General features: G+C 65.4%; 19 protein-coding genes and 1 tRNA gene. 14 read left to right on the plus strand and 6 right to left on the minus strand.

The features are described from left to right. Positions 1 to 29 precede the first annotated feature (29 nt). Entirely contained in the window at positions 30 to 347 is a 318-nt protein-coding gene (locus H8S47_RS14550; protein WP_187504551.1) for a 2Fe-2S iron-sulfur cluster-binding protein, read from the plus strand. 164 nt (positions 348 to 511) lie between these two features. Here H8S47_RS14550 and rlmB read toward each other — a convergent pair whose 3' ends face one another. Further along, on the minus strand, positions 512 to 1,255 hold the full coding sequence (gene rlmB / locus H8S47_RS14555; protein WP_187504552.1) for a 23S rRNA (guanosine(2251)-2'-O)-methyltransferase RlmB: 744 nt from the start codon (positions 1,253 to 1,255) through the stop codon (positions 512 to 514). 163 nt (positions 1,256 to 1,418) lie between these two features. On the opposite strand from rlmB, the gene H8S47_RS14560 reads away from it, so the two are divergent. The 8 genes from H8S47_RS14560 (at position 1,419) to H8S47_RS14595 (ending at position 13,163) form a co-directional block, all read left to right on the plus strand. Then, positions 1,419 to 1,505: transfer RNA gene (locus tag H8S47_RS14560), tRNA-Tyr, on the plus strand. Positions 1,506 to 1,645: 140 nt separating this feature from the next. Then, a complete protein-coding gene (locus tag H8S47_RS14565) occupies positions 1,646 to 4,072 on the plus strand; it encodes a glycogen/starch/alpha-glucan phosphorylase (protein ID WP_187504553.1) in 2,427 nt (808 codons plus the stop codon). Beyond that, positions 4,069 to 6,231 carry a 1,4-alpha-glucan branching protein GlgB gene (gene glgB / locus H8S47_RS14570; protein WP_187504554.1) on the plus strand — a complete coding sequence of 721 codons (2,163 nt, stop codon included), beginning with the start codon at positions 4,069 to 4,071 and terminating at the stop codon, positions 6,229 to 6,231. The genes H8S47_RS14565 and glgB overlap by 4 nt, the downstream gene beginning before the upstream one ends. An 82-nt stretch (positions 6,232 to 6,313) precedes the next feature. Continuing rightward, positions 6,314 to 7,576 carry a glucose-1-phosphate adenylyltransferase gene (glgC, locus tag H8S47_RS14575; protein ID WP_187504555.1) on the plus strand — a complete coding sequence of 421 codons (1,263 nt, stop codon included), beginning with the start codon at positions 6,314 to 6,316 and terminating at the stop codon, positions 7,574 to 7,576. Between the two features lie 169 nt (positions 7,577 to 7,745). Then, positions 7,746 to 9,191 carry a glycogen synthase GlgA gene (gene glgA, locus H8S47_RS14580; protein WP_187504556.1) on the plus strand — a complete coding sequence of 482 codons (1,446 nt, stop codon included), beginning with the start codon at positions 7,746 to 7,748 and terminating at the stop codon, positions 9,189 to 9,191. Further along, a complete protein-coding gene (locus H8S47_RS14585; protein WP_187504557.1) occupies positions 9,188 to 10,807 on the plus strand; it encodes an alpha-D-glucose phosphate-specific phosphoglucomutase in 1,620 nt (539 codons plus the stop codon). The genes glgA and H8S47_RS14585 overlap by 4 nt, the downstream gene beginning before the upstream one ends. Beyond that, complete coding sequence (treA, locus tag H8S47_RS14590; protein WP_214655104.1) at positions 10,807 to 12,336, plus strand: alpha,alpha-trehalase TreA; 1,530 nt, start codon at positions 10,807 to 10,809, stop codon at positions 12,334 to 12,336. Before H8S47_RS14585 ends, treA begins: the two co-directional genes overlap by 1 nt. Further along, complete coding sequence (locus tag H8S47_RS14595; protein WP_187504558.1) at positions 12,333 to 13,163, plus strand: HpcH/HpaI aldolase/citrate lyase family protein; 831 nt, start codon at positions 12,333 to 12,335, stop codon at positions 13,161 to 13,163. Before treA ends, H8S47_RS14595 begins: the two co-directional genes overlap by 4 nt. 141 nt (positions 13,164 to 13,304) lie before the next feature. Here the strand turns inward: H8S47_RS14595 and H8S47_RS14600 are convergent, their stop codons facing one another. The 5 genes from H8S47_RS14600 to H8S47_RS14620 all read right to left on the minus strand — a co-directional run bounded on the left by H8S47_RS14600 (position 13,305) and on the right by H8S47_RS14620 (position 17,228). After that, positions 13,305 to 13,598 (minus strand): plasmid stabilization protein, encoded by a 294-nt coding sequence (locus H8S47_RS14600; protein ID WP_187504559.1) that lies wholly within the window; start codon positions 13,596 to 13,598, stop codon positions 13,305 to 13,307. 63 nt (positions 13,599 to 13,661) lie between these two features. Further along, entirely contained in the window at positions 13,662 to 14,243 is a 582-nt protein-coding gene (locus H8S47_RS14605) for an ABC-type transport auxiliary lipoprotein family protein (protein WP_187504560.1), read from the minus strand. An 8-nt stretch (positions 14,244 to 14,251) separates the two neighbouring features. Beyond that, entirely contained in the window at positions 14,252 to 15,214 is a 963-nt protein-coding gene (locus H8S47_RS14610; RefSeq protein ID WP_132895582.1) for an MlaD family protein, read from the minus strand. Next, on the minus strand, positions 15,214 to 16,119 hold the full coding sequence (locus tag H8S47_RS14615; protein WP_187504561.1) for an ABC transporter ATP-binding protein: 906 nt from the start codon (positions 16,117 to 16,119) through the stop codon (positions 15,214 to 15,216). The genes H8S47_RS14610 and H8S47_RS14615 overlap by 1 nt, the downstream gene beginning before the upstream one ends. Then, a complete protein-coding gene (locus H8S47_RS14620) occupies positions 16,119 to 17,228 on the minus strand; it encodes an ABC transporter permease (RefSeq protein WP_187504562.1) in 1,110 nt (369 codons plus the stop codon). Before H8S47_RS14620 ends, H8S47_RS14615 begins: the two co-directional genes overlap by 1 nt. Positions 17,229 to 17,290: 62 nt before the next feature. Here H8S47_RS14620 and H8S47_RS14625 point away from each other — a divergent pair, with 62 nt between their 5' ends. The 5 genes from H8S47_RS14625 (at position 17,291) to H8S47_RS14640 (ending at position 22,423) form a co-directional block, all read left to right on the plus strand. Further along, positions 17,291 to 18,013, plus strand: a complete 723-nt coding sequence (locus H8S47_RS14625; protein ID WP_235982928.1) for an HAD family hydrolase — start codon at positions 17,291 to 17,293, stop codon at positions 18,011 to 18,013. A 222-nt stretch (positions 18,014 to 18,235) separates the two neighbouring features. Then, positions 18,236 to 19,678, plus strand: coding sequence for a porin (locus H8S47_RS14630; RefSeq protein WP_398456266.1), 1,443 nt, complete (start codon positions 18,236 to 18,238; stop codon positions 19,676 to 19,678). 615 nt (positions 19,679 to 20,293) lie between these two features. Next, entirely contained in the window at positions 20,294 to 20,560 is a 267-nt protein-coding gene (locus H8S47_RS19245) for a DUF6966 domain-containing protein (RefSeq protein WP_413243623.1), read from the plus strand. A gap of 208 nt (positions 20,561 to 20,768) precedes the next feature. After that, positions 20,769 to 21,809 (plus strand): DUF6882 domain-containing protein, encoded by a 1,041-nt coding sequence (locus H8S47_RS14635; protein WP_187504563.1) that lies wholly within the window; start codon positions 20,769 to 20,771, stop codon positions 21,807 to 21,809. Positions 21,810 to 22,003: 194 nt separating this feature from the next. Continuing rightward, on the plus strand, positions 22,004 to 22,423 hold the full coding sequence (locus H8S47_RS14640) for a hypothetical protein (RefSeq protein ID WP_187504564.1): 420 nt from the start codon (positions 22,004 to 22,006) through the stop codon (positions 22,421 to 22,423). The last annotated feature ends 276 nt before the right edge of the window (positions 22,424 to 22,699 follow it).

Consider the following 22,699-nt stretch of genomic DNA (forward strand, 5'->3'; position numbering starts at 1 on the left):
GGATCGGCGGAAGTTTTTCGGAGGACAGCATGCCCAAGCTTATCGTCGTGACGCGCGAAGGGGAAGAACGCGAGATCATGGGCGAATCCGGCCTTTCGGTGATGGAAGTCATCCGCGACGCCGGGATCGACGAGATCCTGGCGCTGTGCGGCGGCTGCTGCTCGTGCGCCACCTGCCACGTCCATGTCGACCCGGAGTTTGCGGGCAAACTGAAGCCGATCGGGCCCGACGAGGACGATCTGCTCGATTCGACGAGCGATCGCGACGAGTTTTCGCGCCTGTCGTGCCAGATCGAGCTGACCGAGGGCTTGGATGGCCTGAAAGTACGGATCGCAGCCGAGGACTGATTCCCCCTGTCCCTCGCCCCTCCGGGGAGAGGGAGGGAGGCGCGCTTGCGCCGGAAGGGAGAGGGGCGTTGGGATGAACCGTCCCGAGCCTCAAGCCCCTCACCCTTCCCACCGCAAGTGCGGCGGGCCCCTTTCCTCTCCCCGTCGGAGAGAGGGAATTCAGGTCACCGCGTCGTTATCGCATACAGCGCGATCGCTGCGGCGTTCGACACGTTCAGGCTCTCCACCTTCTCCGAGATCGGCAGTTTCGCCAGTTCGTCGCAATGCTGCTCCGTATTCTGCCGCATGCCTTCGCCCTCGGCGCCGAGCACGATCGCGATGCGCTGCGTGCCCATCGCCTCCGACAGCGTCTGCGTCGCGTGGCCGGTCAGCCCGATCCGCCAGAAGCCAGCCGCCGCAATCTCCTCCAGAGCACGCGCAAGGTTCACCACCCGGATCCAAGGCACGCTCTCAAGCGCCCCAGACGCAGCCCGCGCGATCGTCCCCGACTCCGGCGGCGCGTTGCGATCTGCGGTCACGATCCCCAGCGCATCGAACGCTGCCGCAGAGCGCAGGATCGCGCCGACATTGTGCGGATCGGTCACGCCGTCGAGGATCACCAGCGGACGATTGTCGTCCTTGCCGTGCTCCAGCAGATCCGCAAGCCACATGTCCTCGAGCGGCTCGACCTCGATCACCACGCCCTGGTGCGGCGCGTCTCCCGGCACCAGCCGTGCCAGATCCATCGCCTCGGCATAGGTCACCGGCACGTCGGCCGGCAGGTCGAACCCGGCCAATGCCTCGCGCGTGCCGAGGATTTTCCGCACCGTGCGCTCCGGATTGGCGAGCGCCGCGCCCACCGCATGCTTGCCCCAGAAGCGGGGGCGGCCTGCCGGTGCCTTGCTCGGCCTGTGTCCCTTGCGTGCCATATTCGCTCTCTATATCGTGTCTGTGTATGCCGCGTCCTTGTCGGCATTCGGCCTCTGCGGCAACACCGAAGCGCGAAACTTCGCAAAAGCTGCGTTGACACACCGGGCGCGCTTCGCCATTGAGCCGCCTCGCTTGAGAGAGCGACGTTCGCAAGAGCGGCCTGGACAGGTGGCCGAGTGGTTAAAGGCAGCAGACTGTAAATCTGCCGGAGTTTCTCCTACGTAGGTTCGAACCCTACCCTGTCCACCACCGCTCCCGCGCGGTGATGGGTTTACCCAAAATCAAAACATTGATCGACAAGCATCTTTTCCGAGACGGGAAGGAAGTCCGCGTGACATCGGCTCGCGGAGGGTTAGGATCACGGCGACCGTAACGATTTCGGAAGCCGCGTGACCTCAGACCCCGCCGTACAGCAGCCCGCCCAAGATCTCGCCGACTCGATCCTCGACACGCTCGTCCACCGTATCGGCAAGGACGCACAGGCCGCCCGCCCACACGACTGGCTGGCGGCGACGATCCTGACGGTCCGCAACGACATCGTCGAACGCTGGATGGCATCGACCAAGGCGGCGCACGCGGCCGGCGCCAAGCGCGTCTATTATCTCAGCCTCGAATTCCTGATCGGCCGGCTGCTGCGCGACGCGGTGACCAATTTGCAGCGCAACGACGAAGTCACGCGCGCCCTCGCGCGGCACGGTGTCGACCTCGCCGAGCTGGAGGAAATCGAGCCCGACGCGGCGCTCGGCAATGGCGGCCTTGGCCGTCTGGCGGCGTGCTTCATGGAGAGCATGGCGAGCCTCGCGCTGCCCGCCTACGGCTACGGCATCCGCTATGTGAACGGCATGTTCCGCCAGCGCATCGACGATGGCTGGCAGGTCGAAATGCCCGAGAACTGGCTCGCGCATGGCAATCCCTGGGAGTTCGAACGTCGCGAGAGCGCGTACTTTGTCGGCTTCGGCGGCGAAGTCACGGCATCTGACAGCGGCCAGATCCACTGGAGCCCGTCCGAGGCGGTCGAGGCGACCGCCGTCGACACCCCCGTCGTCGGCTGGCGCGGCAAGCACGTCAACACGCTCCGCCTTTGGACCGCCCGCGCGTTCGATCCGATCAAGCTCGACCGCTTCAACGCCGGTGATTTCACTGGTGCGCTGGCGGATCAGTTGCGGGCCGAGACGCTCACGCGGGTCCTCTACCCCAACGATTCCACCGCCGCCGGCCAGGAACTCCGCCTGCGGCAGGAGTATTTCTTCTCGTCCGCGTCGATCCAGGACATCGTCCGCCGCCACATCCAGTATTTTGGCGACATCCGCACGCTGCCCGACAAAGCCGCGATCCAGCTGAACGACACGCACCCCGCGGTGTCGGTCGCCGAGCTCATGCGGCTGCTGATCGACCATCACGAATTCGACTTCGACGAGGCGTGGAAGATCACGCGCGCGACCTTCGGCTACACCAACCACACGCTCCTGCCCGAGGCGCTGGAGAGCTGGCCGCTGCCGCTGTTCGAGCGCCTGCTCCCGCGGCACATGCAGATCGTCTACGCGATCAACGCCAAGCTGTTGCGGGAAGCGCGCGGTGTCGAAGGTATCGACGACCGCGCGATTTCCGCGATCAGCTTGATCGACGAGGGCGGCGAGCGGCGCGTGCGGATGGCGAACCTCGCCTTCGCCGGGTCGCACAGCGTCAACGGCGTCGCGGCGCTGCACACGCAGCTGATGAAGAAGACGGTCTTCGCGGATCTCCACAAGCTCTACCCGACGCGGATCAACAACAAGACCAACGGCATCACGCCGCGCCGCTGGCTCCAGCAATGCAACCCCGGCCTCACCGCGCTGATCCGCGATGCGATCGGCGACGGCTTTCTCGACGATGCCGAAAAGCTGGTCAATCTTGATGTTTTTGCCGGCGATTCCGCGTTCAGGGAGCGGTTTGCGGGGGTGAAGCGTTCGAACAAGGTGGCACTGGCAAATCACATCAAGGAGAGCATGGGGCTCCGCGTCGACCCGGACGCGATGTTCGACGTGCAGATCAAGCGCATCCACGAGTATAAACGCCAGCTGCTCAACATCATCGAGACGGTCGCGCTCTACGACCAGATCCGCAGCCATCCCGAACGCAACTGGACGCCGCGCGTGAAGCTGTTCGCGGGGAAGGCGGCGTCGAGCTATCACAACGCGAAACTCGTCATTAAACTGGCGAACGACGTCGCGCGCCGGATCAACGCGGACCCATCGGTCGGTGGCCTGCTCAAGGTTGCGTTCCTGCCGAACTACAACGTGTCGCTGGCGGAGAAGATCATCCCCGCCGCCGATCTCAGCGAGCAGATCTCGACCGCCGGCCTCGAAGCGTCGGGCACCGGTAACATGAAGTTCGCGATGAGCGGCGCACTGACGATCGGCACGCTCGACGGCGCCAACATCGAGATCAAGGACCGCGTCGGCGACGACAACATCTTCATCTTCGGCATGACCGCGGACGAGGTCGAGGCGAAGCGCACCAATGGCTATGATCCGCGCAGCGTGATCGACGGATCGAACGAACTCCGCCAGGCGGTGTCGGCGATCGCGTCCGGCGTATTCTCGCCTGACGACAAGGCGCGCTACGCCGGGTTGATGGGCGGGCTGTACGAGGGCGACTGGTTCATGCTCGCCGCCGATTTCGACAGTTACGCGAGCGCCCAGCGCGCGGTCGACACGCGCTGGAACGATCGCGATGCGTGGGTCGCCTCGACCGTCCGCAACGTCGCGCGCGTCGGCTGGTTCTCGTCCGACCGCACGATCCGCGAATATGCGCGCGAGATCTGGACAGTCATGTGAAGCCACCCGAAGGCGCCATCGTTGCCCTGCTGGAGGGCCGTCACGACGATCCCTTCTCGCTGCTCGGCGTCCACAAAGGCCCGACCGGCGTGTTCGCGCGGGTCTGGCTGCCGGGCGCGGACACGGCGGAGGCGCACGCACTCGACGGCACCGCGCTCGGTACGCTCCCGCGCATCGACGATCGTGGTCTGTTCGAGGGCCCGATCGACGGCACGCAACAGCCGGTGAAATACCATGCGGAGGCGGGCGACACGTCGTGGTGGGTCACCGACCCCTACAGCTTCGGTCCCGTCCTCGGACCGATCGACGACCTGCTCATGGCGGAGGGCACGCACCGCCGCCTCCACGACAAGATGGGCGCGCACCTCATAGAGCATGAGGGCGCACAGGGCGTCCACTTCGCGCTCTGGGCGCCGAATGCGCAGCGCGTGTCGGTGGTCGGCGACTTCAACGACTGGGACGGCCGCCGCCACGCGATGCGCAAGCGCGGCGACGTCGGCGTGTGGGAGATCTTCATCCCCGACATCGCCGAATACCGCGCCTACAAGTTCGAGATCGTCGGGCCCGATGGTCAGTTGCAGCCGCTCAAGGCCGACCCGTTCGCCTTCGCCAGCGAACTCCGCCCCGCCAACGCCTCGATAACGCGGAAGCTTGCGCACGACTGGGCCGACACCGATCACCGGAAACACTGGTCCTCGGTCGATCCGCGCCGCGTGCCGATCAGCATCTACGAGGTCCACGCGGGTTCATGGGACCGCGACGCCGATGGCTGGTTCCTGACCTGGGACGCGCTCGCGGATCGACTGATACCGTATGTGGTCGAGATGGGCTTCACGCACATCGAGTTCCTGCCGATCAGCGAACACCCGTACGACCCGAGCTGGGGCTACCAGACCACCGGCCTCTACGCGCCGTCCGCGCGCTTCGGCGACGTCGATGGCTTCGCGCGGTTCGTCGATGGCGCGCATCTCGCCGGGATCGGCGTGCTGCTCGACTGGGTGCCGGCGCATTTCCCGACCGACGCGTTCGGCCTCGCGCATTTCGACGGCACCGCGCTGTACGAGCACGAGGACCCACGGCTCGGCTTCCACCCAGACTGGAACACCGCGATCTACAATTTCGGCCGGCGCGAAGTCGCGTCGTTCCTCGTCAACAACGCGCTGTTCTGGGCCGAGCGCTATCATATCGATGGCCTGCGCGTGGATGCGGTCGCATCGATGCTGTACCGCGATTATTCGCGCAAGGCCGGCGAATGGATCCCCAACGAGCAAGGCGGCCGCGAGAATTGGGAAGCCGTCGCCTTCCTCCGTGACATGAACCGTGAGATCTACGGCCAGCACCCCGGCGTCTTCACGATCGCCGAGGAATCGACCTCGTGGCCGGGCGTCTCCGCACCGGTCGGCGACGACGGCAAGAGCGGCGGCTTGGGCTTCGGGTTCAAGTGGAACATGGGCTTCATGCACGACACGCTCCAGTACATGGCGCGCGATCCGCTGCACCGGAAGCATCATCATGGCGAGATCAATTTCGGCCTCGTGTACGCGTTCAGCGAGAATTTCGTCCTGCCGCTCAGCCATGACGAGGTCGTCCACGGCAAGGGTTCGCTGCTGACCAAGATGCCCGGCGACGACTGGCAGCAATTCGCCAATCTGCGCGCCTATTACACGTTCATGTGGGGCTATCCGGGCAAGAAGCTGCTCTTCATGGGGCAGGAATTCGCGCAACGCCGGGAGTGGTCCGAGGACCGCGCGCTCGACTGGGACCTGCGCAACGCGCGCAGTCACGAGGGCATCCGCAACCTCGTCCGCGACCTCAACACCGTGTACCGCGAGAAGCCCGCGCTCCACGCCCGCGACTGCGAGGCGGAAGGGTTCGAATGGCTGATCGCCGACGACGCCGCCAATTCGGTGTTCGCCTGGCTGCGCAAGGCCCCCGGCGCAAAGCCGGTCGCGATCATCGCCAACATGACGCCGATCGCGCGCGCGCCGTACCGCATCCCGCTGCCGATCGATGGTCGCTGGTGCGAGATCATCAACAGCGACGCACATGAATATTGGGGCAGCGGGCTCGGCAATCTTGGCGGTGTCGTCGCGCAGGACGGTGCGGCCTGGGTCACCTTGCCCCCGCTCGCGACGATCATGCTGGAGTTCGAAGAGTAACGCGATCTGGCAGGCATCGGAACCAGATCGGGGTTGCCGGACGTTATTAATACGACCTGATAACAGAGACTGGAGAGCGAAAATGGTAGAACGGCGAGGACAGCCTCTCGCGCGCGACGCAATGGCGTACGTGCTGGCAGGCGGCCGTGGTAGCCGTTTGATGGAACTGACCGATACGCGCGCGAAACCTGCGGTGTATTTCGGCGGCAAGGCGCGCATCATCGATTTCGCGCTGTCTAACGCGATCAATTCCGGCATCCGACGGATCGGCGTCGCGACGCAGTACAAGGCGCATTCGCTCATCCGCCACCTCCAGAGCGGCTGGAACTTCCTGCGCTCGGAACGCAACGAGAGCTTCGACATCCTGCCTGCGTCGCAGCGCATCAGCGAGTTTCAATGGTACGAGGGCACTGCGGATGCCGTGTACCAGAACATCGACATCATCGAGAGCCACGCGCCCGAATACATGGTCATCCTGGCGGGCGATCACATCTACAAGATGGATTACGAGCTGATCCTGCAACAGCATTGCGAGACCGGCGCGGACGTCACCATCGCCTGCCTCGAAGTGCCGCGGATGGAGGCGGTCGCGTTCGGCGTGATGGCGGTCGACGAGCACGACAACGTCACCGCGTTCGTCGAGAAACCCGCTGATCCGCCCGCAATTCCCGGCAACCCGGACATCGCGCTGGCATCGATGGGAATCTATGTTTTCCACACCAAATTGCTGTTCGACGAACTACGCCGCGATGCCGAGACGCCCGGATCCTCGCGCGATTTCGGCAAGGACATCATCCCGTACCTCGTCAAGCACGGCAAGGCGGTCGCGCACCGCTTCTCCGACAGCTGCGTCCGCTCGGGGCTAGAGGTCGAGGCCTATTGGCGCGACGTCGGTACGGTCGACGCGTATTGGGAGGCGAACATCGACCTCACCGACGTCGTACCCAAGCTCGACCTCTACGACCGCAGCTGGCCGCTCTGGACCTATTCGGAGGTCACCCCGCCCGCGAAGTTCGTCCACGCCGACGACGGCCGCCGCGGCGAGGCGGTGTCGAGCCTCGTGTCGGGCGACTGCATCATCTCCGGCTCCTCGATCCACCGCAGCCTGATCTTCACTGGCACCCGAGCACACAGCTATTCGATGCTCGATCAAGCGGTGATCCTCCCGCACTGCGTGATCGGTCGCGGTGCGCGGTTGTCGAAGGTGGTCGTCGATCGCGGCGTGGAGATTCCCGACGGCCTAGTGGTTGGAGAGGATGCGGAGCTCGACGCGCAACGCTTCCGCCGCACCGACAGTGGTGTGGTGCTGGTAACCAAATCCATGATCGACCGGCTTACGGCATGATGACCAACACAAATCCTCCCCGGCACGGGGAGGGGGACCGTTCGCCATCGGCGAAGGGTGGAGGGGGCTCACCGCAAGCGTACCATCTGCGATCGAGGGCGGACCGTCTGTGGAAGCCCCCCTCCACCATGCGATGCATGGTCCCCCTCCCCGTGCCGGGGAGGATTTAATGCGCGTCCTCTCCGTCGCCTCCGAAGCCTACCCCATCATCAAGACCGGCGGTCTCGCAGACGTCGTCGGCGCGCTTCCGGCCGCGCTCGCGCCGCACGGCGTGGCGCTGACCACCTTCCTCCCCGGCTACCCTGCGCTCGCCGCCGTCACCAAGCGCGCGAAAGTCGTCCACCGCTATACCGACCTGCTCGGCGCCGAAGCCCGCATCCTGAAAGCGAAGATCGGCGACCACCCGCTCCTCGTCCTCGACGCCCCCGCGCTGTTCGCCCGAGGCGGTGGCCCGTACGGCGACGCGACCGGCGCGGACTGGCCCGACAACTGGCGTCGCTTCGCCGCGTTCAGCCGCGCCGCCGCCGACCTCGCCTCGGGCGCGGTCCCCGGCTACGCGTTCGACATCCTCCACGCGCACGACTGGCAGGCGGCGATGGCCCCGGCCTATCTCCGCTATGCCCCCGGCCCGGCCAAGCCCGCCAGGACCGTCGTGACGATCCACAACATCGCGTTCCAGGGCCGCTACGGCTACGACATCTTCGCCGACCTCGCGCTGCCCGACATCGCCTTCGCGCTCGACGGCGTCGAATATTATGGCGGCGTCGGCTATCTCAAGGCCGGCCTCGAAGCCGCCGACGCGATCACCACCGTCAGCCCGACCTACGCCGCCGAAATCCGCCGCGCAGAATTCGGCATGGGCCTCGAAGGCCTGATCAACGACCGCGCCAGCCGCGTGACGGGAATCGTCAACGGCATCGACCCCGCCGTCTGGAACCCGGAGACCGACGCGTCTCTCCCCGCCCGCTACACCACGCGCACGCTCGCCCGCCGCCGTACTAACAAACGCGCGATCGAGACGCTGTTCGGCCTCGATACCGAAGACGGTCCGCTCTTCACCGTCGTCAGCCGCCTTACCGGGCAAAAGGGCATGGACGTACTCGCCGGCGCACTCGACGAACTCGTCACGCTCGGCGGCCGTCTTGCGCTGCTCGGCTCGGGCGACATCGAACTCGAACACGCCTTCCTCGCCGCCGCCGAACGCCACCCCGGCCGGATCGGCGTCCGCATCGGCTACGACGAACCCGTCTCGCACCTGCTGCAAGGCGGCGCCGACGCGATCCTGATCCCGTCGCGGTTCGAACCCTGCGGCCTGACGCAGCTCTACGGGCTTGCCTACGGCTGCATCCCTGTCGTCGCGCGCACCGGTGGCCTCGCCGACACAGTGATCGACGCCAACGAAGCCGCGATCGCCGCGGGCGTCGCCACCGGCATCCAGCACGACGGCGTCACGCCGGAAGCGCTCAGCCACGCGTTGCGCCGAACGCTCTCCCTCTATGCACGCCCCGATCGCTGGGCCATGTTGCAGCGCAACGCGATGCGCGCGGACTTCTCGTGGGACGAGAGCGGCCGCCGTTACGCGAACCTCTATTCGAGCCTCCTGGAGCCCGCATGATCCGCACCGTTTCGACCACGCCCTACACCGACCAGAAGCCCGGCACGTCGGGCCTGCGCAAGAAGGTGAAGGTCTTCCAGCAGCCGAACTACGCCGAGAATTTCGTCCAGAGCGTGTTCGACGTGGTGGCGGAAAAGGCCGGCGCGACGCTGGTCATCGGCGGTGACGGCCGTTTCCTCAACCGCGAAGTCATCCAGGTCGCGATCCGCATGGCCGCGGCGAACGGTTTCGGGCGCGTGATCGTCGGTCGCGGCGGCATCCTGTCGACGCCTGCCGCCAGCCACATGATCCGCAAGCGGGGCGCGATCGGCGGGCTCGTGCTGTCGGCCAGCCACAATCCGGGCGGTCCCGACGAGGATTTCGGAATAAAGTACAACATCGCCAATGGCGGTCCGGCGCCCGAGGGCGTCACTGACGCGATCAACGCGCGGACGCTCGAGATCGACCGCTGGCTGACCGTCGACGCCGACGACATCGACCTCGACACCGACGGCGAAGTCATGGTCGGCGCGATGCCGGTCGAGGTCGTCGACCCAGTCGAGGACTACGCCGCCCTCATGGAGACGCTGTTCGACTTCGACGCGATCCGTGCCGCAAAACTGACGATGGCGTTCGACGCGATGAGCGCGGTCACTGGCCCCTACGCGACCGAGATTCTCGAACGCCGTCTCGGCTTCGCGCCAGGCACGGTCCGCAACGGTGAACCCCTCCCCGATTTCGGCGGCCATCACCCCGACCCCAATCTCGTCCACGCGCACGAACTCTATGAGACGATGATGGCCCCCGACGCGCCCAATTTCGGCGCGGCATCAGATGGTGACGGCGACCGCAACCTGATCATCGGCAAGCACCGCTTCGTCACCCCCTCGGACAGCCTCGCGATGCTGGCGGCGAACGCGCACCTCGCACCCGGCTATGCGGGTGGCCTCAAGGGGATCGCCCGCTCGATGCCCACCAGTGCCGCCGCCGACCGCGTGGCCGAAGCGCTGGGCATACCCGCCTACGAAACCCCGACCGGCTGGAAGTTCTTTGGCAATCTGCTCGACGCCGGCATGGCAACGATCTGCGGCGAGGAAAGCGCGGGCACCGGCTCCGACCACGTCCGCGAGAAGGACGGGCTGTGGGCGGTGCTCCTGTGGCTCAACATCCTTGCCGTCCGCGGCGAAAGCGTCGACGCGATCGCGCGCGATCACTGGGCAAAGTTCGGCCGCAACTATTACGCGCGCCACGATTACGAAGGCGTCGAGACCCCGCGCGCCGACGCGTTAATGGCCGCCTTGCGCGCAAGCCTAGCCACCCTTCCCGGCCAGCAATATAACGACCTCACCGTCGAGACCGCGGACGAGTTCGCCTATACCGACCCGACCGACGGCTCGATCAGCCGCAACCAGGGCGTCCGCATTCTGTTCGCGGGCGGCAGCCGCGTCGTATTCCGCCTGTCGGGCACCGGCACCACCGGCGCGACGCTCCGAGTGTACCTCGAACGCTACGAACCCGTCGGCGGCGATCTCGACCGCGACACCGGCGAGATGCTCGCCAGCATCGTCGCCGCGGCGGAGTCGATCGCCGGCATCGGGCAACACACCGGCCGTAACGCACCGGACGTCGTCACCTGATGCGCCGTTACGGCCTGCTCGCGCTATCGACCCTGCTGGTCGCGGCAGCGCCTGCGCCGCAATCGCCTGCGCAGATGTTCGGCCCGCTGTACAAGGCGGTGCAGATGCGCGGGCTGTTCCCGGACTCGAAGACCTTCGCCGATGCGACGCCCAAGCGGCCGGCGAAGGCGATCCTCGCCGACTATGCCAAATGCCGCTGCGATGCAGAGCCTGCGCTGCGCCGGTTCGTCGCAGCGAACTTCACGATCCCGACGACGCCCGCCGCGCCACCATCGGCCGAGCGGCTGACGCTGAAGGCGCACATCGACGCGCTCTGGCCGCAACTGACGCGCACACAGACGAGCGTCCCCGCCGGCTCCTCCGCGTTGACCCTGCCGAAGCGCTACGTCGTCCCCGGCGGCCGCTTCCGCGAGATGTATTATTGGGACAGCTATTTCACGATGCTCGGCGTCCAGCGCTCCGGGCGGCAGGATCTGGTCGAGGACATGGTGGTCGATTTCGGCAGCCTGATCGACCGCTACGGCCATATCCCCAACGGCACGCGCACTTACTATCTCAGCCGCTCGCAACCGCCGTTCTTCTACCTGATCGCCGGCCTGTCGCGCGATCCCAGGACGCTCGCCACCCGTACCCGCCAGCTTCGCGTCGAACACGCATTCTGGATGGCCGGCGCCGAAACGCTCAAGCCCGGCCAGCAATCGCGCCGCGCAGTCCGCCTGTCCGACGGCGCACTGCTCAACCGCTACTGGGACGACCGCGACGATCCCCGCGACGAAAGCTACCGCGAGGACGCCGAACTCGCCGACCGTACGCCGTCGCGCAACCGCGGCGAACTCTTCCGTGACCTGAGGGCAGCGGCGGAAAGCGGCTGGGACTTCTCGTCGCGCTGGCTCGCCGACGGCCGCACGCTCGCGACGATCCGCACCACCCGGCTCGCGCCGGTCGACCTCAACAGCCTAATGGTCGGCATGGAGCAGGCGATCGCCGCGAACTGCCGGACGCTCGGCGACACCGCGTGCGCGACATCCTACGCGGCGCGCGCGACCACCCGCGTGGCAGCGATCCGCAAGCACCTGTGGAACGGCCGGTTCTTCGCCGACTACGACCTCGACACCAACCGCGCGAGCGACTTCGTCAGCGCCGCGATGGCGTTCCCGCTGTTCGCCAAGGTCGCCACACCCGATCAGGCACGCGCGACCGCCACCGCACTCCGCCCGTTCGTCGGCGAAGGCGGCTTGCGCACGACGCTGATCGGCAGCGGCCAGCAATGGGACGATCCCAATGGCTGGGCGCCGCTGCAATGGATCGCGATCCAGGGCCTGCGCGGCTACGGCGAAACTGCGCTTGCCGACCGGGTCACCAGGGCTTGGCTCGCGTCGGTCGATCGCGAATATCAGGCTAGCGGCAAGCTGCCGGAGAAATACGACGTGGTCGAGCGCAAGCCGGGCGGCGGCGGCGAATATCCCAACCAGGACGGCTTCGGCTGGACCAACGGGGTCACGCGCGCGCTGATGGCGGATCGCCCATGACGCGCCGCCGCAGCGCGCTCTACATGCCCGCGTCCAATGCGCGGGCGATCGCCAAGGCGCGAACGCTCGATTGCGATGTCGTCATCCTCGACCTGGAGGATGCAGTCGCGCCGGAAGAGAAACCCGCGGCGCGCGACCGGGTCGTCGAGGCGGTGCGCGAAGGCGGGTCCGGCGCGCGTGAGCTTGTCGTGCGGATCAACGGCCTCGGCACGCCGTGGTACGCGGACGACATCGCCGCGGTGCGCGGCATGGGCGTCGACGCCGTGCTCGTACCCAAAGTGTCGTACCCGTCCGATCTGGAGGCAATCCGCGTGTCGCTGGGCGAGGCGGGCCCGCCGATCTGGGCGATGATCGAGACCTGTGCCGCGATCCTGTCGCTGCCGGCCCTGTCGCAAGCGGCTTGGGGGTCACGGCTGACGGCGCTGATCGCCGGTACCAACGATCTCGCCAAGGACATGCGGTGCCGTCCCGGGGCGGATCGCACCCCGCTGATCCCCGCGCTCGCGGCAACCGTCATGGCGGCGAGAGCGGCTGGAATCGTGGCGCTGGACGGCGTCTGCAACGCGCTCGACGACCCTGCGCGCTTCGCGGCCGAGTGCGCTCAGGGCGCGATGCTGGGGTTCGACGGGAAGACGTTGATCCATCCTTCGCAGATCGACGCGGCGAACGCGGGTTTTGGTCCGAGCGAGGACGAACTGGCGTGGGCGCGGGCGATCGTGGCGGCATTTGCCAAGCCGGAGAATGCGGACAAGGGCGCGATTCGGCTGGATGGCCAGATGGTCGAGCGCCTGCATCTGGCCGAGGCGGAAGCGATGCTGGCACGCTGAGGCAGACTTTATTCCTCCCCTGCAAGGGGAGGTGGCAGTCCGCAGGACTGACGGAGGGGTATCGCGCTGTCGAGAGGGTGTCACCCCTCCGTCTGGCAATCGCCAGCCACCTCCCCTTACAGGGCAGGAGCGAAGACTTGGTTAGCCGTTTGCCTTCTTCCGCCGGGTCTCCCAACCCTTCTTCGCCGCAGCAGACTTCGCCGCCCCGCTACGCCCCGCCGCCTGCTTCCCACCACTCCGCGCCGATGCCTGCGTATCAGGCTTGCCCCGACCCGAGCCGGACTTGTTGCCCCCTCCCGAATCCTTGTTCACCGTAGCCCAGGCCCGCGCCTCGGCCTCGGGCTCGGGAACACCCTTCGCCTCATAGCCATCCGCGATGTGCGCGGCCTTGCGCTTCTGCTTGTCGGTATACGCGTCCTTGTCGCCCTGTGGCATCGCCGCTCTCCTCGTCAGAGAGCCTCAACGCTCAAAGCGGCGCCACGTTCAGAGCAACAGCGTTCAGCGGCCGATCCAGTCCGCCACTTCGGTCGCCACCTGGTTCGCCGCCTGGTTGATCCCGGCCGCAGCCGAGGTCGCATCGATCGCCGACACCGGCACGCGCGCCTCGAAGCGGCGCTTCTCGACCGACGTCTTGCCCGCGCGCATCAGCGATGCGTCGTAGGTCACGACCGCCTCGCGAGTCGTCGCATCGAGCCCGAACGACCGCAGCTCGCCACCAAGCAACCCGCCCGGGTCGCCGATCGACTGCGCCGTCGACAGCACGACGAGCCCGGTTCGCGACGAGACCGTATCCGACACCAGCCGTGCGAACAGGCGCGCCGGCGGCTCCGCCCACTGCGCGTCGGTGACGTACGCGATCGAGGTCGGCGTGGCCTGCACCGGCACGCGCGCGGTTGCGAGCGACTGCGGGACGACCGGCGTCTGGATCGTGATCGACTTGGCGGTCGCCGAATCCTGGTTCTGACCGACCGGCACCGACGAAACGCTCGTCAGCGTCAGCAGCGTGGGGGGCGGTTTCGCGCCGAAACTGATGCACCCGGCGAGTGGCAGCATCGCGATCAGGATGAGCGGTGTCTTCATGGCGTGCCTCACTTACCCTTGTAATCCGGGAGCTTCTGCTGCCCGATCAGTGAACTCGCACCTTGCTGGTCGACCTTTTCGGCGACCGACGAGAGCGCCGCGGCAGTCGTACGCAGGTCGTGGACCAGACGGTTGGCCTCGGGGATGGTCGTCTTCGAGAACGCCTGCAGGCCCGGCCGCGCGTCGCCGATCGCGGCGTTGAGCGTCTCGGCGCTCTGCTGCGCAGACGTGATCGCCTTGTTCAGGTTCGCCATCGCCGGCTTCACATCCTCGGACAGGACGCCGTTGGTGGTCTTGGCGAGCACGCCGAACTGCTGCGCGGCGTCGCCCGCCTGCTGGATCGCGACGCGGGTCTGCGCGAGCGTCGCGGCGATCTCCGGACCACGATCGGCGAGCGCATCGGTCAGCCGATTGGTGTTCTCCAGGATCCCGGCGATCGACGCCTGGTTACGGTCGGTCAGTAGCCCGGTCAGCCGCTCGGTCAGCGTCGACAGGCGCTCGAGCAACTGCGGTGCCGAGTTCAGGATCGCGCCGAGGCCGCCCTGCTTGGTCGGAATGACCGGCACGCCGTACGGGCAAGGCTGGCCATTGACATCGGGGCAGGAGACTGCGGGCGCGCCTTTACGCGCACCATCGAGCGACACCTGGCTGACGCCGGTGAAGCCGACGCCCGAGATCGACGCGGTCGTGCCCTGCAGCACCGGAGTCTCGTCGTTGACGCTGATCCGGACGCGGACGAACTGCGGATCGTTCTTCCACAGCGAGATCGTCTTCACCTGTCCCGACGGCACGCCCGAGAACACGACGGCAGAGCCGCGCGCGAGCCCGTCGACCGACTGGCGGAAGAAGATGTCGTATTCCTTCTCTTCCTTGCCGCCCAGCCGCGCGATCCACACGGTGAACAGTGCCAGCAGGGCCAGCAGGATCAGCACGACGGCGCCGACTAGGACGTGGTTCGAACGGGTTTCCATCAGCGCGTCCTTGCTTCTTTCTCGGCGTATGTCGCGTCGGCGTCGTCCGGCGCGGACTGCTTGGACTGGACTTCAGTAGGGTGTCGGGCTGCTTCCTCGTCGGCGCGCTCGTGCGCCTCCTGAGTCGCGACCGCGGCACGGCCGCGTGGCCCCTTGAAATACTCTTCGATCCACGGGTGATCGAGTGCGATCAGCTCGTCGATCGTACCGACCGCGATGACCTTCTTGTCGGCCAGCACCGCAACCCGGTCGCAGATCGCATACAGTGTATCGAGATCGTGCGTGATCAGAAACACCGTCAGCCCCAGCGTCTTCTGCAATGACTGGGTCAGCCCGTCGAACGCCGCCGCACCGATCGGATCGAGACCCGCGGTCGGCTCGTCGAGGAACAGCAGTTCGGGATCGAGCGCCAGCGCACGCGCCAGGCCGGCACGCTTCTTCATGCCGCCCGACAGCTCGGCGGGAAACTTGTTCGCAGCATCGGCGGGCAAGCCCGTCATTACCACCTTGTACGACGCGATCTCAGCGAGCAGCGACGGCGACAAGTCCGGATAGAACTCGCGCAACGGCACTTCGACGTTCTCGGCCACCGTCAGCGTAGAGAACAGCGCACCTCCCTGGAACAGCACGCCCCAGCGCTTGCGGATCTCGGTCGCCTCGGTTTCTTCACGGCCGATATTGGGCTCGCCGAAGACCGTGACCTCGCCCGCGACCGGAGTCTGGAGGCCGATGATCGAGCGCATCAGCACCGACTTGCCCGTCCCCGACCCGCCGACCACGCCGAGGATCTCGCCGCGCCGGACGTCGAGATCGAGTCCCTCGTGGACGACAGAATCGCCGAATGCGTTCTTCAATCCCCGGACGGAGATGATGTTGTCGCTGGTATCGTCAGTGTTGCGGGGCATCAGTCCCAACCCAGCCAGGTGAAGAAGACCGCGAAGAACGCGTCGAGGACGATTACCAGGAAGATGCCCTGGACGACCGCCGAAGTGGTGCGCAGGCCGACCTGTTCGGCGTCCGATTCGACCTGCATCCCCTGGAAACACCCGGCGATCGCGATGATCGCGCCGAAGACGGGCGCCTTGATCAGCGAGATGTACAGGTCGGTGATCGGCACGACTTCGCGGATGCGGGCGATGAAGGTGACCGGCGGAATGCCGAGCTGGACCCAGCAGAGCAGCCCGCCGCCGATGATCGCGATCACCGACGCGTAGAAGCCGAGCAGCGGCATCATCACGATCGCGGCGAGCACGCGGGGCAGGACCAGCGCCTCCATCGGCGAGACGCCGATGGTGCGCATCGCGTCGATCTCTTCGGTAAGCTTCATCGTGCCGAGCTGGGCGGCAAACGCCGAACCCGAGCGCCCCGCGACCATGATCGCGGTCATCAGCAGGCCGAGCTCGCGGATCGTTAGGCGGCCGACGAGGTTGATCGTAAAGACTTCGGCACCGAACTGGCGCAGCTGGACCGCGCCCTGTTGCGCGATTACCATGCCGATCAGGAAGCTCATCAGTCCGACGATGCCGAGCGCGGCGACGCCGACCACCTCGAAGCGCTGGACGACGGCGTTGAAGCGGAAGCGCTGCGGATGACGGATGACGCTGCCGAACGCGACCGTGGTCGCGCCGAGAAAGCCGAGCAGCCCGAGCATGGTCTTGCCCGACAGCACGACCGCATCGCCGATCTCGCCGAGCACGCGGCTGACCGCGCTGACCTTGGCGGGCTTGGCCGCGAGCGGCTGGTCGGAGGCGACGACCTGGTCGAACAAAGCCTGGTCGTTGGCGTCGAGCCCGTCGATCGTCGCGTCGTTGCGGGCGGCGAAGCGGTGGACGACCCAGGCGCCGATCGTGTCGATCCGGTCGACCCCGCTCAGGTCGACATGCTTCACCGAAGCCGCGTCGATCGCCTCGAGCCGATCGGGCAGATTGCCGATCTTTGCGAGCGACAGATCGCCGGTAAAGCGAAGCGTGCCGGTATCGGCACCGTCCTGCTGAAAATCGGCCATCGCGCTCATCGGGGGCACCTTTGCGGCAAAGTGACTGGATCGGCAAGATGAATGCGGCGTAAGTCGCGACGATGACTATTTCTTCCCCCGCCCCCTCCACCACGAACGCCACTTCGTCCGTCCGCCTCGCGATCTACGATATGGACAAGACGATCACGCACGCGCCGACCTGGACGCCGTTCCTGCTCCACACCGCGAAGAAAGGCGGCGCGCCGTGGCGGCTGGCGCTCGTCCCGTTCGCCGGAGTCGCCGCGCTCGGCTATGTCGGCAAGCTGATCAGCCGCGGCCGGCTCAAATATCTGATGCAGCGGATGATGCTCGGAAAGCGCATGACCCCCGCCGAAGAGCGCCGGGCGGCCGAAGCCTTCGCCGACCGCGTGATGCGCGACGGCGTGTTCGCGAGCGCCCGCGCGCAGATCGAGGCGGATCGCGCTGCCGGATACCGGCTGGTGATGGCGACCGCGTCGTACCGATTCTACGTCGAGGCGATCGCGCGGCGACTGGGCTTCGACGCGGTGATCGGCACCGAGAGCCTGCGCGACCGCGACGGCGTGCTGCTCGCCGGCATCGAAGGCGAGAATTGCTACGGCCCGGCAAAACTGCGGATGATCCAGGCCTGGATGGACCGTGAAGGCATCCCCCGAGAGACCGCGCATGTCCGCTTCTATTCCGATCATGTCTCGGACGCCCCGACCTTCGAATGGGCCGACGAGCCCTTCGCGGTGAATGCGCATGGGCCTTTGCGGTTGCTGGCAAAGGCGAAGGGCTGGCCGATGCCGGATTGGGACCGGTAGCTCCGTTGCGCGAGACGAGTTCGCAATTAACAAACTTGGCCGGTAACTCTCGCCCACTTGCGGACGTTGGCAGCAGCAGTATCGGCACTGCGACGGGATCTTGCCGAGGTCCTGATCCTGCGGCAATAGGCGGGCCGATCGGCGGCCCTTGTTCGGGGTTGCAGCGACGATCAGGGGCGGTGCCGTATCGCCTACAGCGTCGACGATCCGTGAGTATGATCCGTGCAACGACGACTTTTATCGGCCTCGTTCGGCGCAATCTTCGCGGTCCTCCCCGTAGAAGGCGCGCAGGCGCAGACGGTGCAGGAATTGCAGGCGCAGATCGATGAACTGAAGGCGACGATCGCCGAGATGAAAGCCGCGCAAAAGGGTAAGGCGTCGCCCGGCCCCGCGCCGACGCCGCCCGGGAGTGTGGCCGTCGCAGCGGCGCCGACGACCGCGCCGGCAGCGCCGGCCGCGCCGCGTGCGGAACAACCGACGGTCGCGATCGCTGCCGTCGAGAAACCCGCCAAACAGCAATGGTACGACCGCATCGCCATTCGCGGCTATACGCAATTGCGCTTCAACGAGATCATCAGCGGCGACCGGCGCGCGCCGGACGGAATCTCGCGGTTGCGCTCGGTCGGAGACGGCGGGATCGGCGACGATACCAACTTCACCTTCCGCCGAATTCGCCTGATCCTGCAGGGCGATCTGAGCGACCGCGTCTCCTTCTACTTCCAGCCTGACTTCGCAAACAGCGTCGCCAATCAGTCGGGCGGTGAACGCCGCGAAGGGTTTGTCCAGCTCCGCGACGCGTACGTCGATACCTTCCTCGACCGCGACAAGCGGATCCGGCTGCGCTTCGGTCAGTCGAAGGTGCCGTTCGGGTGGGAGAACATGCAATCCTCGTCCAACCGCCTGACGCTCGATCGCAGCGACGGCATCAATAGTGCGGTGCCGGGGGAGCGCGATATCGGCGTGATCGCCTATTACACCCCACGCCAGGTCGAACGCATCTGGCAGAGGCTGGAGGAGGACGGGCAGAAGCTGTTCGGCAATTACGGCGCGTTCGGCGTTGGCGTCTTCAACGGGCAAGGGATCAACCGGACCGAAACCAACGACGGCGTGATGACGGTCGCGATGGCGACCTGGCCGTTCGCGCTCGACGGGCTGGGCGGGGCGTTCGACGGGCAGGTGCTCGAACTGGGCGGTGCCCTGTTGCGCAATGGCGTACAGCCTGAAATCCGCAGCGGCGGGACGAGCGACACCGTCTACCGCGAGGAACGCGGCGGAATCCATGCGGTGCTCTACCCGCAACCGTTGGGCTTCCAGGCGGAATGGAACTGGGGGCGTGGTCCCGAATTTGACGTGTCCCGCCAGGCGATCCGCTCTCTTCCGCTGAACGGCGGCTATGTCCAGACGATGGCACGCGTGCGGCGCTCGCCGGTCGGGCCGTTCATGCCCTATGCGCGCTGGCAACATTACCGCGGCGGCTGGAAGGCACTGACCAACGCGCCCCGGCTCGAGACCGACGAGATCGAATTGGGGATTGAGTTCCAGCCGAACCCCGAGCTCGAGCTGACGCTTGCCTATGCCCATATGCAGCGGCGCGAAGGCGACGAACGGTTGGCGGGGCGCGCCGAAGGTGACGTGATCCGTACGCAATTGCAGTGGAATTACTGAGCCGGGGAGGCGCCGTGCGCCGCATCTGGAGCGGGGTGCCTTACCTTCCGTTCACTTGACCGCGCGTAACGGCATTCGACACGGTCTATCGCAGGCTGCGGCCCGCGTGAACCAAGGTTAGGCGGCGTGGCGCCATTGAGTTTGAACATCTGTTTCTCGCTTGCTGCTTGAAAGCGGGCCGGCCGCCATCAACCCGAAGCGGTCCTTTGGCTCCTGCCCCGCTACCTGAACGAACTGCTGTTTACGGTGATCGCTACTCGAAAGCGGACCGGCCGGTTTCCTCCCATTCCAGCCATTCCGCTATCGCCCACACCCGGACATTCAGGCTGGCGATCGGGGCTCCCGATAACGGCCATTCGTTGAGTGCGGTCTTTCCCGTTTCTCCGTCTCCAATAGGCCATTTTGGGAAAGAGCAATTGGGAACAGATTCTGGGAAAAAGGTGGGGCTGGGACGGCTCTTTGCGCAATCGCCTCGGCGACTTTCCCGCGATGGGTTCCTTTTCGGGAAGGGCGGTATCGGCAGAAAGCCACTTGCAGTCGTTCCGAGAGACCCGCTACGCTAGTAAAATGGCACTGCATCCTGATGTTGCTCGGCTCGCTGGAACACTCGAAGTAATGGCGACATTACTAAAGCTGCACGGTGACAACGGATGGGCCGAGCAGGTCGAGCGGTGTAGATCGAGTATCGCACAATCCGATTATCACGGCGTCGATCGACTTTTGCGTCTCTACGGTGGAATGGGATCACTGAACGACGTGGTTCTGCAATCCGGTGGAATTGCCCCGGCAGAAGACAATGAGAGGTTTAACGCGCTTCGAACAGATGCTTGGAAAGACGCGAATACGCTAGCGCGGGACAGAGCGAGCGAGGACAGTAACTAACCTTCCAACCCGGACATTCCCAAAATTCGATCCTGATGGGAAAGGCTGGTTGGCCGGAATGCCCAACCTCGGTCCTTTCTTATTGCTGCCGATGTTCCGAACGAGCGGCTGCTTCCGAGATCGACGAATTCACCGGCGACCGACTGTGATTAGGGCGCTTAACAGACGGCCCGTGGATCAGTAACCACTCGGACAATGGAGATGGGACATGCTGGAATGGCTGCGGAAACTTATGGTTGGGGACCAGAGCGCAGCACCACCCCATGGCAAGGTGGAGCGCGACGAGCGGGGGCGCATCTCCCGGGTGACGCAGACGCTGTCGCTTGCCAAGGGCAGCGCGAATAGCCCCAGCTACCCCGTACTTGTCTCGGACGACAGGCTGGCACCCCGCCTCCGCGAAGCCAGCGACTGGCTAATCGGGCAGAACATCCGTTTCGCCAGTGAACATGGCCTCGGTCTTGAGCGCAATTACGATTTTGACCAGGACACCGGTTTGCTCACCTTGAAGTTCGCGCGCAGCCGCACGATCGTCGCCCGCGGCCAGATCCTCGGCAGCTTCGATCCACGCAACCGCAGTTTCATGTGGGCTTGGGCCAATCCGTCCTTTCTGTCGGCAGTGTGCGAGGATTCCGAACGCGCGCAGACTGAAGGAGAAAGGCTCGGGCTCGCCGCCCTAACCACGCCAACCCAGACTATTGTTTTCGATAACCTGAAGCCGCTACTCGCCCTGGCCGCCCGGGCGGGCGGCGCGGATGGTGTCTATCGCGGCATCGTCAACGGCTCGACGTCGGTGTTCATATCGTTCCGCCTCGACCAACCCGCCCGCAAGTCCCGCGTCGCGGCGACGGCCAACGATGCCATGCTGGACGCATCTCATGTGCTGGTGACGGCCTATGATGCCGAAATGCTGCCGATCGACCGCGAGCACCACGAACTTGACGGCGAAGGCGAAGACGACATCCTGCGCGAGCTTATCGACCGCAAGCTGGCTATATACCATCGCTATTGGTCACGCACTGATAGCGATTGGGAACCAAGCTCGCTCGGCTGGCCGTCCGACCACGACCCGGACACGAAGGCGATCTGTTTCACCGTCCCGCACCCCAAAGGCGGCGCCATCGACATTGCTATCGGCAAGCATTTTGGCGAAACCGTTTACCGGATCGAGTCCGCAGACGGTGCACTGAGGATTACTGACCAGCTGCTGGATTGGGGCGGAGGCTTTATCTGGCCAACGGTGGATGGTTGATCGCGGAGAGCGCGCATGTCACTGCGCTCATTGCGCCAGATCGCCTTGCCAAGATGGGGGCAGGACGAACCCAGCTCGCTATAAGCTGCTGCCGACCAAACTCAGCCATTCCCGAAACTTGATCGTTTGCGAGACAGTTGGTGTGCTCATAATGCGGTAATCAAGACCTTCGCACATCTCAAAGGATTAGTATCGTGCGCGTGATATTCAACGACTCAATCGACCTCGGCTTCGCAGTCGCCGCTCTGATAACTGGCACAGTCGATACTAGCGAAATTGCCGATTGGGCTGCACGCGTAATTGACGCAGTGAAAGATCCACCAACCTATATTTACGTCATGCTGGACATGGAGCGCTACCACGGGCGTGGTCTTCATGACGAGATTGGATTTACGCCAACCACCGGCGTAGATTCTGAAGACGAATTTCAATACCTCCGTGAGATCGCAGTGCACCGCGGCAGAGGAGACTCCTACTATCTCGGGGGTAAGAGTCCTGTCAGCCTGGGTGCGGTCCGCAAGGCTTACATAGACAATCTACTCAAAATAAATTTCGGATTTGATGTTCAATCATTGCCGCCTTTGTACCTAGGGGATGCTTCTCGCACCCCATAGATTTTGAGAGGCGGGCTCATGTAGCCTAACCTGGTGTCCATGGGACCGGCGGCAGCTTACCACCTCGATAGCATACGAGGTCCGTCGCCAGCGATTCCCGAAAGTCGATTCTTTTTGGGAAAGCCGGCCGCCGCCCAATGTCTGCTATCGCCACCCGCCTTCCCGAAAGCCGCCTGTCCGCTTTCCTCCCAACCCAGACATTCGATGTCGGCAAGCGCCGTCCCATCTCGATCTGTTTTCAGAGCTAACCCCTCCAGGTCTTACTTAACCCAGGCA

Source organism: Sphingomonas albertensis, assembly GCF_014358075.1.
GTDB lineage: Bacteria > Pseudomonadota > Alphaproteobacteria > Sphingomonadales > Sphingomonadaceae > Sphingomonas > Sphingomonas albertensis.

Excerpts from the sequence above, each read along its gene's own strand:
- H8S47_RS14550 (WP_187504551.1), top strand. The coding sequence starts at position 30 with ATGCCCAAGCTTATCGTCGTGACGCGCGAAGGGGAAGAACGCGAGATC.
- rlmB (WP_187504552.1), bottom strand. The coding sequence starts at position 1,255 with ATGGCACGCAAGGGACACAGGCCGAGCAAGGCACCGGCAGGCCGCCCC.
- glgC (WP_187504555.1), top strand. The coding sequence starts at position 6,314 with ATGGTAGAACGGCGAGGACAGCCTCTCGCGCGCGACGCAATGGCGTAC.
- glgA (WP_187504556.1), top strand. The coding sequence starts at position 7,746 with ATGCGCGTCCTCTCCGTCGCCTCCGAAGCCTACCCCATCATCAAGACC.
- H8S47_RS14585 (WP_187504557.1), top strand. The coding sequence starts at position 9,188 with ATGATCCGCACCGTTTCGACCACGCCCTACACCGACCAGAAGCCCGGC.
- treA (WP_214655104.1), top strand. The coding sequence starts at position 10,807 with ATGCGCCGTTACGGCCTGCTCGCGCTATCGACCCTGCTGGTCGCGGCA.
- H8S47_RS14595 (WP_187504558.1), top strand. The coding sequence starts at position 12,333 with ATGACGCGCCGCCGCAGCGCGCTCTACATGCCCGCGTCCAATGCGCGG.
- H8S47_RS14600 (WP_187504559.1), bottom strand. The coding sequence starts at position 13,598 with ATGCCACAGGGCGACAAGGACGCGTATACCGACAAGCAGAAGCGCAAG.
- H8S47_RS14605 (WP_187504560.1), bottom strand. The coding sequence starts at position 14,243 with ATGAAGACACCGCTCATCCTGATCGCGATGCTGCCACTCGCCGGGTGC.
- H8S47_RS14610 (WP_132895582.1), bottom strand. The coding sequence starts at position 15,214 with ATGGAAACCCGTTCGAACCACGTCCTAGTCGGCGCCGTCGTGCTGATC.
- H8S47_RS14615 (WP_187504561.1), bottom strand. The coding sequence starts at position 16,119 with ATGCCCCGCAACACTGACGATACCAGCGACAACATCATCTCCGTCCGG.
- H8S47_RS14620 (WP_187504562.1), bottom strand. The coding sequence starts at position 17,228 with ATGAGCGCGATGGCCGATTTTCAGCAGGACGGTGCCGATACCGGCACG.
- H8S47_RS14625 (WP_235982928.1), top strand. The coding sequence starts at position 17,291 with ATGACTATTTCTTCCCCCGCCCCCTCCACCACGAACGCCACTTCGTCC.
- H8S47_RS19245 (WP_413243623.1), top strand. The coding sequence starts at position 20,294 with ATGGCGACATTACTAAAGCTGCACGGTGACAACGGATGGGCCGAGCAG.
- H8S47_RS14635 (WP_187504563.1), top strand. The coding sequence starts at position 20,769 with ATGCTGGAATGGCTGCGGAAACTTATGGTTGGGGACCAGAGCGCAGCA.